The following is a 17826-nucleotide window of genomic DNA, read 5'->3' on the forward strand; positions in this document are numbered from 1 at the left end:
CTCTCTCGGGGTGTTTATCGCCGGTGCTTATCGGTGCTGTTTATCGGCGGGTTGCGTACATGCGGGCACGGTGCAGAGCACGCGCAAAATGCTGCGCACGCTGAACCGACTCCGGGCCGTCAGCAGTCGCAGAAACACGCACCGCAATGTCCTCGCGGCGCGCATCGCCGGTGAAGCCGTGGTCGGCATTGCACTGCGGATCCTGGCAACCGGCAGGAGCCAACTCCATGTGCAGCGAACCGGTCCACGCAATCTGGAAGGAAATCTCAGTCGGGGCGGTGCTACCGGCGTTGTACGCCTGCGGCTGGCTGAAACCGTAGCTGATGGTGACCGCGTTCAGGGCGCTCAGGTGCACCGCCTCCACGCTCACATGCGCCACGGTACCCTGCGCGTCACCTTCAAGGTGCTGGTCGTCCAGGTGCGCAAAGATGACGTGCTCACCGCAGAGCACCATCACGGTGATGTGGCGGTGAAAATCATCGCGTGAGAAGTGGGTTTCATGCTGTACGAAGTGCGCGTCCGGGTTCATGCCCGCCAGCGCGTCATCCACCACTTCCAGCACGAGGTCGGGGTAGAAACCGGCATGCTTAATGTCTGCGACCAGTTGCTCGCGTTCGGGGGTGGTGGCGTACATCGTACCTCTTTCATGCGGTGCCTTCATGAGGCGACGTCGGTCGGCGCACACGATGAAGGCGGTTAGGTGTTACTCCCCTCTACCTTAGAGGGTTCCAGCCGGGCTATGCTACTTGACCACGCTAATACATGCGCATATGACGGCGTGCGCTCCCCCGGTACGCTTCGGTTACTGCCTGCAACTGCCTTGGCACACCCCATAGATGACGCTGACCCGCCAGCCCGTCTGACCCGCTCCCACCCGCTAAAATAGGAGGAGCGAAAACACACCGACACGAGGAGATATATGGCTCGCCGATCCAAATCCGCCGTCAGCGACTACCCGGTGGATGTGGTAGAGAATATCGTCGACATCGACGTATCCGCCGAGATGGAATCCAGCTTCCTGGAATACTCCTACTCGGTGATTTATTCGCGCGCCCTCCCCGACGCCCGCGACGGCCTCAAGCCCGTACAGCGCCGCATCCTCTACATGATGCAGCAGATGGGTCTGCGCCCCGACAAGGGCCACGTCAAGAGCGCCCGCGTGACCGGCGAGGTCATGGGTAAGCTCCACCCGCACGGCGACGCCGCCATCTACGACGCCATGGTGCGCCTCGCCCAGCCCTTCGCACTGCGTCTGCCCCTCGTTGACGGTCACGGTAACTTCGGCTCCCTCGACGACGGCCCGGCAGCCGCTCGATACACCGAAGCACGCATGGCACCCGCCGCGCAGGCGCTCACCGCGGACCTCGAAGAAGACGTGGTTGACTTCGTACCGAACTACGATAACCAGTTCATGCAGCCCGCCGTGCTACCCGCCGCGTTCCCGAACCTGCTCGTCAACGGCACCACCGGCATCGCGGTCGGCATGGCAACCAACATGGCGCCGCACAACCTGCGTGAGGTCATCGCCGGTACCCGCCACCTCATCGCCCACCCCGAGGCGAGCCTCAAAGACATCATGAAGTTCATTCCCGGCCCCGACCTGCCCACCGGCGGCACCATCGTGGGTCTGGGAGGCATCCGTGACGCCTACGAAACCGGCCGCGGCACTTTCAAGACCCGCGCAAAGGTCGCCATCGAGCAGGTCAGCCCCCGCAAGCAGGGCATTGTTGTCACCGAACTGCCGTACATGGTCGGCCCCGAAAAGGTCATCGAAAAGATCAAGGACGGCGTCAACTCCAAGAAGCTCACCGGCATCTCCGACGTGGTCGACCTGACCGACCGCACCAACGGTCTGCGCCTCGTCATCGAAATCAAGAACGGCTTCAACCCGGAGGCGGTGCTCGCCGCCCTCTACAAGCACACCCCGCTCGAGGATTCCTTCGGCATTAACAACGTGGCGCTCGTGGACGGTCAGCCGCAGACCCTCGGCCTGCTCGACCTGATGCGCGTGTACATTGACCACCGCCTGAACGTGGTCCGCCGCCGCACCGAATTCCGCCTGGGCAAGCGCACCGACCGCCTGCACCTGGTGGAAGGTCTGCTCGTGGCGATCCTCGACATTGACGAGGTCATCCAGATCATTCGTGAGTCTGATGAGACCGCCCAGGCACGCGAAAAGCTGAAGGCCGTCTTCGACCTGACCGACACCCAGGCGAACCACATTCTGGAGCTGCGCCTGCGCCAGCTGACCAAGTACTCCCGCCTGGAACTGGAAGCAGAACGCGACACCCTGCAGCAGGAAATCGCGGAATTGCAGCGCATCCTCGGCTCCGATGCGGCGCTGCGCGAACTGGTTTCTGACGAGCTCGCCGAGGTCGCCGAACGCTACGGCACCGACCGCCGCACCCAGCTCAAAACCAAGGACGACATGCAGGTCGCCATTGAGGCAGTCACCGCGCAGTCCAAGGCGAAGAAGAGCCTGGGCCTCGCCCTCGAAATCGCGGACGAGCCCTGCTGGGTGCTGCTCTCCGCCTCCGGCATGATGGGACGAACCCCCGGCAAACCCATCCGCGAGGCGCTCGTGGATCCCGGCAAACGTTTCAAGCACGACGTGTTCGCCTCGATTGTGCCGACCACCGCGCGCGGTGAGATCGGTGCCGTGACCTCCGCAGGACGCATGGTGCGTCTGTCCGTCATGGACATTGCGGTGCTGGACGAGAACGGCGGCACCCCCTCCATGGCCTCAGCTGTGAAGGCAACCGAGCTGGTTCAGCTCGCCAAGGATGAGAAGCTGGTCGCCCTCGTACCGCTGAACACGGTGCTGGCACTGGCGACCGCGGGCGGCGTGATCAAGCGCCTGAACCCGGATTACCCGCTGAACCAGACCGAGTGGGACATCATGAAACTCAAGGACGGCGACGAAATCGTAGCCGCCGCCCCCTGCCCCACCGACGATGCGGTGCTCACCTTCGTCACTCGCGACGCGAAGCTGCTGACCTTCGACGCGGCAAAGGTCCGCCCGCAGGGACGCACCGGCGGCGGTATCGCGGGCATCAAGCTTGCCGACAGCGACCGCCTCATCGCCCTGGGTGTGACCGCGCCCGGCGACGCGGCGGAGGTCGTGACCGTCACCAACGGCAAGGACGGCCTGGCGAGCGCCAAGGTCACCGCCCTGAGCGAGTACCCGCAGAAGGGCCGCGCAACCGGCGGTGTGCGTGCGCACCGCTTCCTCACCGGTGAGAGCCAGCTGGCTCTGGCGTGGGTGGGCGTGGGCCCGGCGAAGGCGGCGTCCTCCGGCGGTGTGGCTCGTTCCCTGCCGACCGAGCACGGTGCCCGTGACGGTTCCGGTGTGATGCTCACTCAGAGCATCGGCATTGTGGGCCCGAACTATGCGGCTGTTTCTGCTGCAATGGCGGTTAGCCCGGAGGGTGAGAAGCTCTTCTAGGCGCGCGGTTCGTGGCCTTTCGACCCTAGGTTATACGAATCCGGGGATGACGAGGCCGCGAGGAACCTGCGCACATATAACGCGCAGAGATATAAGCGCTCAGAACTATCCGAGCAGAGACATCCGAGCAGAGATATGAACGCACAGAAAGGCCCCGGTACTGATGTACCGGGGCCTTTCTTCATGTGCAATCCGCACGTGGCGCCTGCGCCAGATGCGTTTAGAGGCGCGTTTAGAGGCGAACCACCTCATCACAGCGAGAAATATCCTCGGGACGGTGCGACACCAGAACCGTAGCCACGGAGCTGGAGCGGGTCGCCGCATCCAAGTCAGCCATCAGCGCGCGGGCAGAATCAGCGTCCAGGTGCGCGGTCGGCTCATCCAGCAGCAGCACCGGCGAGTTCACCAGCAGGGCACGAGCCACCGCCAGACGCTGACGCTGACCACCGGAGAGGAAGGAACCGCCAGCACCCACCGGGGTGCGCAGGCCCTGAGGCAGAGCGTCAAACCACTCGCCCAGACCCACACGGCGCAGAACCTCAATCAGCTCTTCCTCGCTCGGGCGATCCGAACGGTCACGAGCCAGCATCAGGTTACCCTCAAGGGTCGACTCGAAAATGTGAGCCGCCTGCGGGCACCACGCCGCGTAGCCGCGCAGCTGCTCACCCTCCAGGACCTCACCGGAAGCCAGCACGCGGCCGGACTCCAGCGGCAAGAAGCCCAGAACGGTTGCAAGCACGGTAGACTTACCGGAACCGGAGGGGCCGGTCACCGCAGTCCAGGAGCCCGCGCGGGCGTTCATGTTCAGGTCAGTGAAGACCGGGTGATCCATGCCGGGCCAGCGGGCGGCAGCGTCCTGCAGGCTCAGTGCCGGGGCGGGGTCGGTGACCTTCACGCCGAGTTCCTGCGGGGTTCCGCAGCTGACCAGGGTGGGTTCGCCGGGCTTCGGCGGGCGCACAGAGCCAGACTTAGAGCCAGCCTTAGAATCCGCCTGAGCATCAGCCGCAGATACGGGGCGGTCAAAGCGGTGGGCGCGCTGACGGTCAGCTTCCAGCAGCTCCTCCATCTCGGCCTCCGCGCGGGCACGCAGACGCTCAGCACGACGCGGCAGAACGTGGGTGTCCACCTCAGCCTCGGTCGGTACGGAACGCTTCAGGGTCGAGACGGCAACAATACCCTCCAGGGATACGTCGCGCACGCTCGGAGCAATCGTCGCGAGCAGGCGGCTGAACGCGGGCCAGGAGCGGACCGCCTCAACATGGCCCAGGGAGCTTTCCAGCATGCCGGTGCACAGTAGCACCACGATCGCTGCTTCGGGGGCACGCACGGTGCCGTCAACAGCCAGCGGATACGCAATGACTGCGCTCGCCAGAGCCGCACCGAACCAGCTGAGGGTCACGAGGGTACGACCCACGCCCTGAGCGGTCGAGCCCTTCTGCAGGGCGGACAGGTTCTCGGCGTCCAGTGCGCCGTTAGCCTTCTCAGCGGTGGTTGCCACCCCGTTAGCGCGCAGATCCTCAGCAGCCGAAAGCATGCCGGTACCCAGGCGTAGCATCTGCGCGGTGGAGCGGCGAGCCAGCGCCTCCGCACGGGCATCGGCGCGGAGCACAATCCACGGGGCCACGAAGGTGCTGACCAGCACGGCAAGCAGGACCGGAATCAGAGCCTGCGGCAGGATGCACGCGGTCGTAATCAGCGCCGCGGTCATGACCAGCAGGTGCGCAGCCGGCGGGATAATAACGCGCGGCACGCCGTCACGCAGCTCATCAATACCGCCCACGAGGCGTTCGAGCAGCGCGTCACCACGCAGCAGGGCACGCACGCTGCTCACGCTCTGCCATGCGCCAACCCAGGCGCGCAGACGCAGAATATTTGCGGCGGCAAGAACCTTCGAGTGGGTCATCAGACGCTCAGCGTAACGGGCGCAGGCACGACCCAGACCGAAGAAACGCACGCCCACAATGGCGACCATCAGGTACATCATTGCCGGGCCCTCGGCGGCGCGAACAATCAGCCAGCCGGACAGCGCGGTCAGTGCCGCAGCCATCAGGGACGTAATCGCAGCCATAATCACCGGGCCGGTTGCGGCGCGAACACCAATACCGGTCAGCTCCTTCAGGGTGCGCAGGCTTGCGAACAGGCCGGCAGGCTCGGCTTCCTCGGCCTCGGCAGCTGCGGAGGCGCCCGCCGGGGCGGTGCTTTCAGCCTCGTACTCTTCCCGATCCTTGAGCAGGTGCGCGGGGGCTTGCGCGGGAACCGCAACGCGGGCGGTGTTCGCCTCGGCGGTCCAGGTGTAGCCCCGAGCGGTCTGCACGGCACGAACGAGGGTGTCGCAGCCAGCGGCAAGCTCCTGCTCGTGGGTCACAATCAGCACGGTTGCGCCAAGTTCCGCCAGGCGGTGCAGGGCGCGGGTCACCAGGTATGCCGAGTAGGCGTCCAGGTGCGCGGTCGGCTCATCCACCAGGACCGTCAGCACGGTCTGCTCACCGCCCGCACGGTAGATAGCCTCGGCACGAGCCAGGGTTCGCGCCACGGCGAGGCGACGCGCCTGACCCGCGCTGAGAGCACCGGGCTCAAGGGCGGTGAGCTTCTCCATGCCCAGCTGAGCCAGTGGGCCAACCAGCAGCGCGGACTCGGCATCGGTGACGGACAGCTTCTTGGAGTCCATCGCTTCACCGAGTAGAGCAGCTGCACGCTCACGCTCCGCCTCGGTGGCGCTCAGCGCGTAGAGAGCCATTTCGGTCTGCACGGTGGGTGCAGTGAAGACCGGCGACTGCGGAATAACCAGAGTGGTTCCCAGACCGGTCACGCTACCGGTCACGTGCACGGGCTCCTCCGAGCCGGTGGGCACCAGACCCTCACGCACAGCACCGGAGAACACGTTCAGCAGGGTGGACTTACCGCAGCCGGACTCACCCATCACGCCGATCACCGCACCGCGCTCACCCTGGGCAGTAGTAACGCGACGGTCCAGGTTCAGGGACAGGTTAGTCAGCACGGCAGGACGCGCTGGGTAGCTCACCGACAGGTCCTTAACCTCAATGGTGGAAGGCTGAGCCTCTTCACTCTCAGGTGTAGCACTGTCCGCGGCGGCGGCGGGCAGGGGCGCATCGATAATCTTCTGGGCGCTACGCAGGGCGGCAACGCCGTCCTCCGACTGGTGGTAGGCGGCACCCACATCACGCAGCGGCTGGTAGCACTCGGGAGCCAGCAACAGCACAAGAATTGCGGTGTCCAGGCCCAGGGTGCCGTTGACCAGGCGCACACCAATCAGCACAGCAATCAGCGCCACCGAGATGGTGGTGATGAGCTCCAGCGCCAGCGAAGACATGAAGGCGCTACGCAGGGTCTGCATGGTGCGTTCGCGGTAACGCTGGCCGAGCGCGTTCATGGCGCGGGTCTGTGCACGCTCACGGCCCAGACCGATAATGACGGGCAGGCCGCGCACCAGCTCCAGAATATGGTCGGAGAGGCGGTGCAGTTCAGCCTGAGCTTCTGCGGTTTCGTCGCGAGTGTTCTTACCAATCAGGATCATGAACACCGGAATGAGCGGCAAGGTGCAGGCAAGCACCATGGCGCTCATCCAGTCCAGGGACGCCACAACGACCCAGAGGATGAACGGCACAACCGCAGTGGAAACGAACGCGGTCAGGGTCTTGGTGTAGTAGTCATCCAGGGCGTTCAGGCCACGGGACAGCAGCACAGCGGTCGCGCCGGTACCTTCGGGGGTGTCTGCGCCACCGGTGGCAAGCACACGCTTGAGCAGCGAGGAACGAATCTGAGACTTCGCTCCGGAGGCGGCACGCTGCGCGCTCACAGCCAGCAGGTAATCGGTGCCCGAGCGGACGAGCAGGGCAATGACGGCGACCGCAATCAGGCCGGGGGTAATGGTGTCTACGTCCCCGAAGAGCCCGCCGAGGCCGAGCAGCCAGCCGCCGTGCGCCTCCAGCTGCGCCTGCGCGGAGCCCGAGAACTCAATGTAGGCGCGGTACACGTCCGGGGCGCTGGTCTCTTTGAGGCGCGCATGCTCGGCGGCGACAGCGGCGAAACCGGCGTGTGCCGCGCGGGCAATGATTACAGCCAGGGCGGCACTGAAAAGCACCGTTGCGAGGGTGTGCACGGCGGTGATGACGCCGAACGTGCTGAGGGTTTTACGGGCGTCAGGGCCCAGGGGCGGGCGACGGTCAGCGCGGTCGTTGCGCTTTCCTTCGGTCACCTCTGGCGCCTCGGTATTCTGATGTTTGTCAGCATGACGCGGTGTGTGCGTTCGACTCACGTGTTGTCCTTAGTCTTCTGCTGTTTTTACCTCCCATTAGTTTAAGGCTTGGGCTATCTAATACCTATTTGACCAGTCAGGTTTCAGCTAATTGGCTGGTTCCCCAGCATCATCTCTAGCCGCGCATCGCGTCGGCGGGGCTCTTGCGGGACGCCACCCACGCCGGGTACGCCGAAGACACCAGGCCGGTGAGGGCGCCTACCCCCACGCCGAGCACCACGAATCCCGGGGAGAGAACCGCCTGCCAGCCCTGCACGAGCGAAAGAATAATGGTCGCAATCATGCCGGAGCAGGCACCAATGGAACCGCCGAGCACACCGAGCATGACGCCCTCCATGAGGAAGATGCGGGCAATCAGCCATTTACTCGATCCGATGGCGCGGCGCAACGCAATTTCTGCGGTGCGCGATTGCACGGACAGGTACATGGCGGTTGCCGCCGAGAGGGAAGCGAGCACCAGCAGAATCCCGGAGAGCACACCCACGTACAGACCCAGGTCCGAGGCGATGGACGCGCGTAGGCTCTGCAGGTCGGAGGGGGTTTCCACGTTGATTTGGCTGGGTTCAGCGGGTTTGAGGGCCAGCGGAATGGCCTTGGCGACCGCCTTGCCGTAGCCTCGTTCGGTTTCGGCGATGTAGGTCACCTGGCCGCGTCCGGTGCGCTGAAGTGCACCCGGCGAGACAATGACCGAGTTCCTGAATTCGTAGCCGCTATTGCCGGGGTCGAAGAGGCCGATGACCGGCATCAGCTGACCGTCCACCCAGATGCTCACGCCGGGTGCCACCTGCGGCAGCCCACCGAGTTTAATGCCGTACTCGACGGTGGGTAGCTCGCCGGGCCTGGGCTCGGTTGTGGCGTTATCTGCCGCCTTATCTTCGGGAATAATGCCGAGGGCGCGGGCAGCAGAAACCGAAACGATAGCGCCGGAGAGCTGCTCGGAGCGTTCACGGTCGGCAACGTTCTGATGGGTGAGGGTCGAGTTCATCTGTTCGAGCGCACGCAGGGTTTCGGGGTTCATGCGGGCACCGATTTGCTCGAGCCGGGTCTTCGAGGTGGAGCTGAGGCTAATCGCCGTTTTGGGTTCGTCCTCGTAGGGGCTGAATCGGGTGATTCGCACGTCGGCGGGTGCCACGCTACTGACGAATCCGGTGTTCTTCACGTAGTCCAGCGCGCTAATACGGTCGGCTACATTCTGCGCGGATTCGCCCTGCCGGTAGGTTCCGAGCACGTTCTGGTCATTGTCCCGGTCGCTGATGTAGAGCGTGGATTGTTCGGATCCGAGCAGGCGCTGGTTCACCTGGTAGCTGGCGGATTCGCTCATGCCGGAGGCGCTGATGAGTCCGCCCACGCCCAGTGCGAAGGACAGACCCAGTAGCAGGGTGCGTAGCGGTCGTGAGGTGAGCGCGGAAATTGCCTCGATGCTGTCGTCGGTGAGGAAGCTTCCGCGGCGATGCGTAGCGGGCTTCTCCCCCGGTGCGAGGCTGGCGGAGGCGTCTACCGGGGCACCTACCGTGGCTTCTGCCGGGGTGTCCGTTGCAGCCGGCACAGCCTCGGCAACCGGCACCGTAGCCAAGTCGGCGCGGCTCTGCTCGTGCAGCCGCCCATCCTCAATGCGGATCACGCGGCGGGCGGCGGCGGCAACCTCCGGGTCGTGGGTAATCACCAGCACAGTACAGCCGGTCGCGTTAATGCGCTGAAGAATCTCAATGACCTTGGCGCTATTGTGGCTGTCCAGGTTGCCGGTCGGCTCGTCAGCAAGAATCAGCGGCGGACGCGTGGCGAGAGCACGAGCAATGGCACAGCGCTGCTTCTCGCCACCGGAAAGGTAGCGGGTACGGATGCTGGCGCGGTCACTCAACCCCAGAAATTCTAGGGTTTCTTCGGTGCGTTGCAGGCGCTCGCTGTAGGGTACGCCCTGCACGCGCAGACCCATGGAGGCATTGGTCGTGCTGGTTTCGTCCAGCAGCATGTTTGAGGATTGGAAGATGAAGCCGAGGTGGTCTCGGCGCATTTCGTCGCGTTCTCTGTCGCTGAGTCCTTCCGTGTTTTTGCCGAAGAGGCTGTAGGTTCCGCTGGTGGGCGTGTCGAGCAGGCCAATGGCGTTGAGCAGGGTGGATTTACCGGAGCCCGACGGACCAATAATGGCGAGGAATTCGCCGCGTTCGACCACCAGGTCGAGACGATCGAGGACGGGTCGTTCGCTCCCCTCGAAGATGCGGGTAATGCCGTGCATTTCGATAGCGGGCGCGGTACCGAGCCCGGCGGCAGGTGTAGCTGCGGACGCTACGTTGGGCGCAATTGTAGGCGCACGTCCTGGGCTTGTGTCTGGGGTTATCTTACGGCGGCTCATGAGACAAGCACCTTCTGTCCCGCGCTGAGGTTCGCGTTGATTGCGGCGTATCCGCCGGCGGTGCGCAGAACCTCAACGTTGACTCGTTCGGTGGCGGGCGCATCCTTGCTGGTCGAGGTGGAGCTTCCGCCCTTTTCAACGAGCACGTAGGTGCCCTGGGAGTCCTGGCGTACCGCGGTAGTCGGCACGGCGAGGGTGGTTGAGGTGTTGCCCTTACTGGTGATGGATGCGCTCTGCCCCGGAGTGAGCTTGCTCGGGTCGTCGGCGCTGAATCGCACGCTCTTTGCCGCACCCTTGGAGGGGTCGTTCTGCAGCTCACCAATGCTGGTGATGGTGCCCTCCACACTGCCGGTGGAGGTGCGCAGGCTAACGCGGTCGCCGACCTTGAGCTTGTTGGCGACGGCGAGTTCAACGCTGGATTCCACGTAGGGTTCGCTGGTTTCTACACTCGCGATGGGGTTGCCGTCGCTGATGAGCTGGCCGACCGCCGCAACTGCGGTGACGGTGTGGCTTCCGCCGGGCAGAATCGCGTAGTTGTTGCGGGCAATGCTGGTGACCCCTTCGCTGGGCACGCCGGTCAGGTGCGCGCGGTGCAGGCGCGTGACGGCGTCGAGGGTGTCTTCGGTGACGGTGCCGCTCTGAGCGGTGGCGTACCCGGCGGAGTTCAGTGCCTTCTGGAAGGCGAGCACGTCGTCGCCGTTATCGCCCAGGTTGAGGTCGCGGTACAGCGGTAGCGGCCCTTCCAGCACGAAGACGGGGTCGGCGCCAATAATGCCGATGAAGTCACCGGCCTTGAGCACGTTGCCGGGCTTCTGGTTCTGGTAGACGAGCACCGGTTCACCGTTGGTGCGCGCGCTAATCGGGGCGGTCTCTCCAGCCTTGGTGGTTCCGGCGATGGCGAGGCCCTCGCTGACGGTGCGTTCTTCGACCTTCGCCCAGACCGGGATCACGGTTTTCGCCTGCACGGCCGGGTCGGGGCCCGTGGCGGCGTAGCGGGTGCCCAGGTAGAAGGACAGCATGAGCGAACCGATGGCGAGAATAGCCAGCAGCAGGAGCACGCGGGGTCGGGCGATGCGCTCGCTAAAGCGGTGCCCGCTGTTTTGGTTTTTCGTGTGAGTGGTCATGGCGGTGTCTTTCTGAACTGTGTCAGCGCTGTCTATTTCTCTGCGCTATATTTCGTTGCGCTGTCTTTTAGCGCCCCGGTTTACTGGTGCTCCAGAACGTACTGCTTGAACTTCTCGTCACGCTCACGTTCTGCCTTGCGTTCCTGCTCAAGCTGCGCCTGGTACTTGCGGATGAGCGGCATCTGGTATTGTGCCTCCAGGTCGTAGAGCTGCTTGCTCATGCCGACCTGCTGGTTACATTCGGCCTGGATGGTGGCGATGCGAATTTCCTCTTCGGAGGCGGGCTCGTTGAAACCGCCGTTCTTGCTCAGCTGCTCAGCCAGCGGGGTTTCCTCGGCGACGGAGCCGGCCGAGCGAGGGGTGAGGCCGCGGTCTGAGACGCACTGCTTCCACTTCTCTTCGAGCTCGCGGTGTAGCGTGCTACCGTAAACGGCATTGCCCGCCTCGGTGGAGATACGAATGTACGTGGCCTGATCTTCCTTCTCGGGCCTCTTACCTTCGGGCACCGCGGCGTCCAGGGCCTCGCGGGCCTTGGGGTAGCATTCGGTGCGAAGCTTGTCCTCGGGGCTCATGCTCTCCCCCGAGTTATAGGAGATGGGGGCGGCTGCGTTGTTGGGGTCTCGCTTCTGAGAACCGTACTTCTGGGCGTACTCGACGTTCCAGGGACCGTACTTTCGTCCCAAATCACCGCGGGGTGCGTTTTCAGAATAGGGAGCCTGGATGGTGTAGTTCTGCCCGTGTTCGGCAAAGCACTGCTTCATGGCAATCTGAAAGGCCGTGTATTCGTAGTGAGTGCGCTCGTAGTAGGTGTAATCGTCCAGGGGCATCTTCACGATGTCCTGCTCCGCGTCGAAGACGGCGTGGACGCTTTCGTCGCGTTCCAGCGGCGGGTTGAAGAGCGAGCATGCGCTCAGAGGCATGATGCCGACACAGAGCAGGGCACCCGTGGCGAGCAGGCGGCGGCGCGTGCCGGTACGAGGGGCGGTTCCGGTGCGGCGGTTGAGAGATTTCATCGTTGATCACCTTTCATAAGAGTGAGTTGTTCACCACATTACACGTTCCGCTCCCTGTCGCGCTCGAATTTCGGGGGGGGGTGTGCATCAAAAATTTTTTCGCCCCTCCCACTTTCTGAGGGCCGACCTCCCTCCCGGCACAAAAATCTAGGCGCAGAAATCCGGGCATAGAAAAATCCCCCGAACTTCTCAGAAGAGAAATCCGGGGGATCCTTCAATCAGCTACAGGCTACTTGGTCGGCAGTTCAGCCAGTTCGGTAGCGTCGTGAGCCTCGGGGATGTGATCCACGTGCAGACGCTTACGGAAGACCCAGTAGGTCCAAGCCTGGTAGACGAAGACGACCGGCAGACCAAGGCAGGTCACGAAGGTCATAACGCCCAGGGTGTACTCGGAGCTGGATGCGTTCGCAATGGTGAGCGAGTATGCCGGGTCCAGGGTGGAGGGCAGAACGTTCGGGTACATTGCGGTGAAGATTGCCAGCGCGCCGAATGCGAGGAACACGGACATACCAGCGAAAGCGCGACCCTCACGGCCACCCTTTGCGGAGATCCAAGCAATCAGAACAGCAACCACAGCCAGGATGGTGCACAGCCAGGAGACGCCGTTACCGGTGGTGAAGTCCAGTGCCAGAACCCATGCAACGATCGGCAGCAGCAGGACGGGAGACCAGCGTACCAGGGTGTTGCGGGCACGGTCGCGGATATCACCGTCGGTCTTCAGGGCGATGAAGGCAAGACCCTGAACCAGAGCGAAGCCCACGAAGCCCAGGCCGCCGAGCAGAACCGGCAGGGAGACCCATGCGAAGGCGCCGCCGACGCGGTCACCATTGTCGTTGATGGGCAGACCCATGGAGGTCAGGCCCAGCAGAGCACCGACGAGCAACGCGATGAAGAAGGAAGAAACAGACAGAGCGATGTTCCAGTTACGGATCCACTTCTCGTCGTTCTTCTTACCGCGGTATTCAATTGCGACCACGCGCAGAATCAGGAAGACCAGCGCGAGGGTCAGAGGAATGTACAGAGCCGAGAAGAGGGCTGCGTACCAGATGGGGAATGCTGCGAAGATAGCAGCACCGCCGGACACAATCCACACCTCGTTACCGTCCCAGACGGGGCCGATGATGTTCAGCAGCAGACGACGTTCCTTCTCGTTCTTAGTGAACTTGGAACCCATCAGCATACCGACGCCCAGGTCGAAGCCGTCAAGAATCAGGTACATGATGAGGAAGACGCCAATGGCGACAAACCAGAGGGTGGGCAGGCCAGGCTGACCGGCAAAGATATTGAAATCAAAGTTCATGGTGAATCAATCCTTACCCGCCTAGTAGGCGAACTCCAGCACATCGCGCTTGGACTTGTCGTTGGACTCGCCCTCGTGGTGCGACTGAACCAGCTCGGGCATTGCTGCCACAACACCGGCCTTGACGTACTTAATGAGCAGGTAAACCTCAACCACCATCAGCACACCGTAGAGCAGGCCCAGGGTGAGCAGGGAGAAGAGGATTTCTTCACCGGAAACACCCGGGGAGATAGCTGCTGCGGTGAACAGGTGAATCGAGGGATCACCCTGAAGGTTCGGAGCCACAACGAAGGGCTGGCGGCCCATTTCGGTGAAGATCCAGCCCAGTGCGATGCCAAAGAAGGGAGCCAGGATAGACCAGACAGCAACGTTCTTGAGCAGCTTGGACTCGGGGACGGTGCCTACGCCCTTCTTACGGGTTACCCACAGTGCGTAGAGGTAGAAGGGCAGTACGATTCCGCCGAGGCCCATCATGCCGCGGAAGCCCCAGTAGGAGACCTCAAGGGAGGGCAGGTAGTCAATCTTCTGACCTGCACGCTCACCGTAGAGCGGGTTGTTGGGCAGGTTGGTGCCGAACTTAGCTTCGTACTCGGGCAGCAGGGTCTGGATGCCCTTCACCGGGGTGTCGAAGTTGTCGTGTGCCAGGAAGGACAGCACGCCGGGAACCTCGATGACGGGGGTGATCTTGTCACAGCTCTGAGCGCCGAGCTCACCGACGGTCAGAACGGAGAAGGAGGTGCCGTCGTGGCACGCAGCTTCTGCAGCAGCCATCTTCATGGGCTGCTCGTGGATCATCATCTGTGCCTGAATGTGACCGGACGCGCCGATACCTGCGAAGGCGAGGAGGCCCACAACAGCGCCCAGGCGCAGGGACTTGAACCAAACCTGGAAGTCAGCCTTGTCGCGTGCGCCCTTGTCGGACTCACCAACAACAACCTTGCCGTCAACGACCTTGTCGATGCCGTCCTTGCGGCGGCGCCACAGCTTGTACCATGCGATACCAACCAGGAAGCCACCAGCAACCTGGATAGCCGAGGTGATGACGTGCGAGAAGGTCACCCATGCGAGGGGGTTCAGCAGCACAGCGCCGATGTCGGTCATTCGGGGACGACCGTCAATCATTTCTGCGCCAACGGGGTGCTGCATCCAGGAGTTTGCAACCAGAATGAAGAATGCAGAAATCCAGGAGCCGAGAACTGCCATGAACAGCGAGAATGCGTGTACAGCAGGCTTGAGGCGGTCCCAACCGAAGATCCACAGACCCAGGAAGGTCGACTCAACGAAGAAGGCGAAGAGGCCTTCCATTGCCAGCGGAGCGCCGAAGACGTCGCCGACGAAGCGGGAGTATTCACTCCACGCCATGCCGAACTGGAATTCCTGAACCAGACCGGTGGCCACACCCATTGCGAAGTTAATGAGGTACAGCTTGCCCCAGAACTTCGTCATGCGCTTGTATTCGTCCTTCTTGGTACGAACGTAGCGAATGTACAGGTAGGTCACAACAAGGCCCAGACCCAGAGTCAGCGGAACCATGAAGAAGTGGTAGACGGTGGTAATACCGAACTGCCACCTACCAAAATCAAGGGGATCCATTGATAGGTCCTTACTATGTGTGTACTTAATGTGTGTTTGTGCCAGATTTCGGGTAGTCCACCATCGATGGAGGGCATACGAGAGTTACTGACACACTGTCTCTCATGCTTCTAAGGTACAGGGTTTTCCCGAGGAGCTGTGAGTACGCTGTGCATAGTATGGACGTTTATTGTTTGACGTTTCGCTAAAGGTACGTTGAACGTTATCCCCCGGCGTGCGGGTGGATTGAGGGGCGAAACGCTGTGGCGCATTGCGGGGTTACGGGGTAGTTTCGGAACTACGGTGAAACTTTGCATTTTTATATTATTTCTGCAAAATTTTGGTGACAGATTCCCGGAATATGACAGGCGGTTCAAGTAGTGCTCAAAGCTTAAATTTGCCTAAATTATGCCGATTTTACTGAGATTTCCAAGAAATAGTGTGACTATTATCACGGAAAAATCATGGAATGTGACACGCCAAGCACCGCTCCCCCGCAAAGTGCCGCAAGCTACATATCGATGCTCTCAGTATCCAGCTGATGAGCACCCGCAATGATGAACTCCTTACGCGGAGCCACCTCAGAACCCATCAACAAGGAGAACGCACGCTCGGCAGCCTCCGCATCCTCAATGCGAATACGGCGCAACATACGATGGCGCGGATCCATCGTGGTCTCAGCCAGCTGGTCAGCGTCCATCTCACCCAGACCCTTATAGCGCTGAATGGGTTCCTTATAGGACACACTCTGCTCCTGCAAAGAATCCAGAAGCTCATGCAGCTGCTTCTCCGAGTAGGTGTACACCATCTCGTTCGGCTTACCGCGGCGCACCACCTCCACGCGATGCAGAGGCGGAACCGCAGCGTACACGCGACCTGCCTCAATCAGCGGACGCATGTAACGGTAGAACAGAGTCAGCAGCAGGGTACGAATGTGGGCGCCATCCACGTCCGCATCGGTCATCATAATGACCTTGCCGTAGCGAGCAGAGTCCAGATCAAAAGTACGACCCGAGCCTGCACCAATGACCTGAATCAGCGCCGCACACTCAGCATTCGCGAGCACATCAGTCACCGAAGCACGCTGAGTGTTCAGAATCTTACCGCGAATCGGCAGCAGAGCCTGATACGAAGAAGAACGCGCCAGACGCGCAGTACCCAGCGCCGAGTCACCCTCCACAATGAACAGCTCAGAATGCTCAACATTGGTCGAACGGCAATCCACCAGCTTAGTGGGCATGGACGAAGACTCCAACGCGGTCTTACGGCGCTGAGTTTCCTTATGGATGCGAGCCGAGACGCGGGTCTTCATCTCAGAGACGACCTTCTCGCACAGAGCGGTCGCCTGAGCCTTCTCCGCACGGGCGGTCGACTCCAGGCGAGCCTTCAGGGCGTCTCCCACGACCTTCGACACGATCTGGCGAACCGCCGGGGTACCCAGAATCTCCTTGGTCTGACCCTCAAACTGCGGCTCGGCAAGACGCACGGTCAGCACGGCGGTTAGGCCGGCGAGCACATCGTCCTTCTCAATTTTGTCGTTACCCACCTTGTACTTGCGGGCGTTATCGGCAAGATGCTTGCGCATCACGCGCAGCAGGCCCTGCTCAAAACCGGTAGTGTGGGTACCGCCCTTGGGGGTGGCAATAATGTTCACAAAGCTACGAACCGTCGTCTCGTAGCCAATACCCCAGCGCAGCGCAACGTCCACTTCACAATCGCGCTCCACATCGGTCAGCTGCGAGCGGCCGTCCTCACCCAGCACGGGCACGGTCTCGGTGAAAGAGCCGCTGCCGCTAAAACGCCAGGTGTCGGTAATACGCTCATCGTGCGCCAAGAAATCGACGAACTCGCTAATGCCGCCGTCGTACTGGAAAACTTCCTCGTGGGGATCCAACTCACCGGGGGTGCCGGGCAGTCGGCGCTCATCGCGGATGCAAATACGCAGACCCGGAATGAGGAACGCGGTCTGGCGCGCACGAGCAGCCAAGTCCTCGTAGCTGAACTTGGCGTCGGGGGTGAAAATCTGCGGGTCAGCCCAATAGCGCACACGGGTGCCGGTCACGCCGCGCTTAGCGCGACCCACAATCTGCAGGGCGTCCGTGCCCTCGGTTGCGGGAGTGAACGGATCATCGGGCTTGGGGGTGCGGCCGGACTCGAAGTGGCCGGGAATGCCGTGGCGGAAAGACATCTGGTAGGTCTTCGAGCCGCGGTCCACCTGCACGTCCAGGCGGGAAGACAGCGCGTTCACCACGGAAGCGCCCACACCGTGCAAACCACCGGAGGCGTTATAGGAGCCGCCGCCAAACTTACCGCCGGCGTGCAGCTTGGTGAACACGACCTCCACACCGGACAGGCCGGTGCGCGGCTCAATATCGGTGGGGATACCGCGGCCATCATCGCGTACCTCAACCGAACCATCACGGTACAGGATGACCTGAATAGACTGACCGAAACCGGCGAGCGCCTCATCCACCGAGTTGTCAATAATCTCCCAGAGGCAGTGCATCAGGCCGCGGGAGTCGGTGGAGCCAATGTACATACCCGGGCGTTTGCGTACAGCTTCCAGACCTTCCAACACGGAGAGGTGACGGGCGGTGTAGTTCGAAGACGCCACGGGAATCCTTTCGGCATTTGATGACTGTGTGCAAGTGATGACTGTGTGTTTAGCGCGGCAAGGTAACGGAGGCTAATCAGAAACGCCCCGGCTTGCGCTCATAGTGCTCTAAGTTTCTATTCTATCGTGGCT

General features: G+C 62.2%; 9 protein-coding genes. 1 reads left to right on the forward strand and 8 read right to left on the reverse strand.

Annotation, left to right across the window (positions count from 1 at the left end):
- Positions 1–40: 40 nt before the first annotated feature.
- Positions 41–634, reverse strand: a complete 594-nt coding sequence (locus RM6536_RS00525) for a DUF5998 family protein (RefSeq protein ID WP_005506389.1) — start codon at positions 632–634, stop codon at positions 41–43.
- Between the two features lie 285 nt (positions 635–919).
- Here RM6536_RS00525 and RM6536_RS00530 point away from each other — a divergent pair, with 285 nt between their 5' ends.
- The gene (locus tag RM6536_RS00530) at positions 920–3445 is read left to right on the forward strand and encodes a DNA gyrase/topoisomerase IV subunit A (protein WP_060823612.1); all 2526 of its coding nucleotides are present in this window, start codon (positions 920–922) and stop codon (positions 3443–3445) included.
- A 232-nt stretch (positions 3446–3677) separates the two neighbouring features.
- Here the strand turns inward: RM6536_RS00530 and RM6536_RS00535 are convergent, their stop codons facing one another.
- From RM6536_RS00535 to RM6536_RS00565, 7 genes are all read right to left on the reverse strand, one after another.
- Positions 3678–7661 (reverse strand): ATP-binding cassette domain-containing protein, encoded by a 3984-nt coding sequence (locus RM6536_RS00535; RefSeq protein ID WP_231917972.1) that lies wholly within the window; start codon positions 7659–7661, stop codon positions 3678–3680.
- 175 nt (positions 7662–7836) lie between these two features.
- Positions 7837–10071 (reverse strand): ATP-binding cassette domain-containing protein, encoded by a 2235-nt coding sequence (locus tag RM6536_RS00540; protein ID WP_060823614.1) that lies wholly within the window; start codon positions 10069–10071, stop codon positions 7837–7839.
- Positions 10068–11195, reverse strand: coding sequence for an efflux RND transporter periplasmic adaptor subunit (locus RM6536_RS00545; RefSeq protein ID WP_060823615.1), 1128 nt, complete (start codon positions 11193–11195; stop codon positions 10068–10070). The genes RM6536_RS00540 and RM6536_RS00545 overlap by 4 nt, the downstream gene beginning before the upstream one ends.
- 80 nt (positions 11196–11275) lie before the next feature.
- Complete coding sequence (locus RM6536_RS00550; protein ID WP_060823616.1) at positions 11276–12208, reverse strand: hypothetical protein; 933 nt, start codon at positions 12206–12208, stop codon at positions 11276–11278.
- Positions 12209–12437: 229 nt separating this feature from the next.
- Positions 12438–13508: a cytochrome d ubiquinol oxidase subunit II gene (cydB, locus tag RM6536_RS00555; protein WP_060823617.1), complete on the reverse strand. Its 1071-nt coding sequence runs from the start codon at positions 13506–13508 to the stop codon at positions 12438–12440.
- A 21-nt stretch (positions 13509–13529) separates the two neighbouring features.
- The gene (locus RM6536_RS00560; protein ID WP_060823618.1) at positions 13530–15101 is read right to left on the reverse strand and encodes a cytochrome ubiquinol oxidase subunit I; all 1572 of its coding nucleotides are present in this window, start codon (positions 15099–15101) and stop codon (positions 13530–13532) included.
- A 490-nt stretch (positions 15102–15591) separates the two neighbouring features.
- Complete coding sequence (locus tag RM6536_RS00565; RefSeq protein WP_060823619.1) at positions 15592–17694, reverse strand: DNA gyrase/topoisomerase IV subunit B; 2103 nt, start codon at positions 17692–17694, stop codon at positions 15592–15594.
- Between the last annotated feature and the right edge of the window lie 132 nt (positions 17695–17826).

Source organism: Rothia mucilaginosa, assembly GCF_001548235.1.
Taxonomy (GTDB): domain Bacteria; phylum Actinomycetota; class Actinomycetes; order Actinomycetales; family Micrococcaceae; genus Rothia; species Rothia mucilaginosa_B.

Excerpts from the sequence above, each read along its gene's own strand:
- cydB (WP_060823617.1), bottom strand. The coding sequence starts at position 13,508 with ATGAACTTTGATTTCAATATCTTTGCCGGTCAGCCTGGCCTGCCCACC.
- RM6536_RS00550 (WP_060823616.1), bottom strand. The coding sequence starts at position 12,208 with ATGAAATCTCTCAACCGCCGCACCGGAACCGCCCCTCGTACCGGCACG.
- RM6536_RS00540 (WP_060823614.1), bottom strand. The coding sequence starts at position 10,071 with ATGAGCCGCCGTAAGATAACCCCAGACACAAGCCCAGGACGTGCGCCT.
- RM6536_RS00530 (WP_060823612.1), top strand. The coding sequence starts at position 920 with ATGGCTCGCCGATCCAAATCCGCCGTCAGCGACTACCCGGTGGATGTG.
- RM6536_RS00545 (WP_060823615.1), bottom strand. The coding sequence starts at position 11,195 with ATGACCACTCACACGAAAAACCAAAACAGCGGGCACCGCTTTAGCGAG.
- RM6536_RS00525 (WP_005506389.1), bottom strand. The coding sequence starts at position 634 with ATGTACGCCACCACCCCCGAACGCGAGCAACTGGTCGCAGACATTAAG.
- RM6536_RS00560 (WP_060823618.1), bottom strand. The coding sequence starts at position 15,101 with ATGGATCCCCTTGATTTTGGTAGGTGGCAGTTCGGTATTACCACCGTC.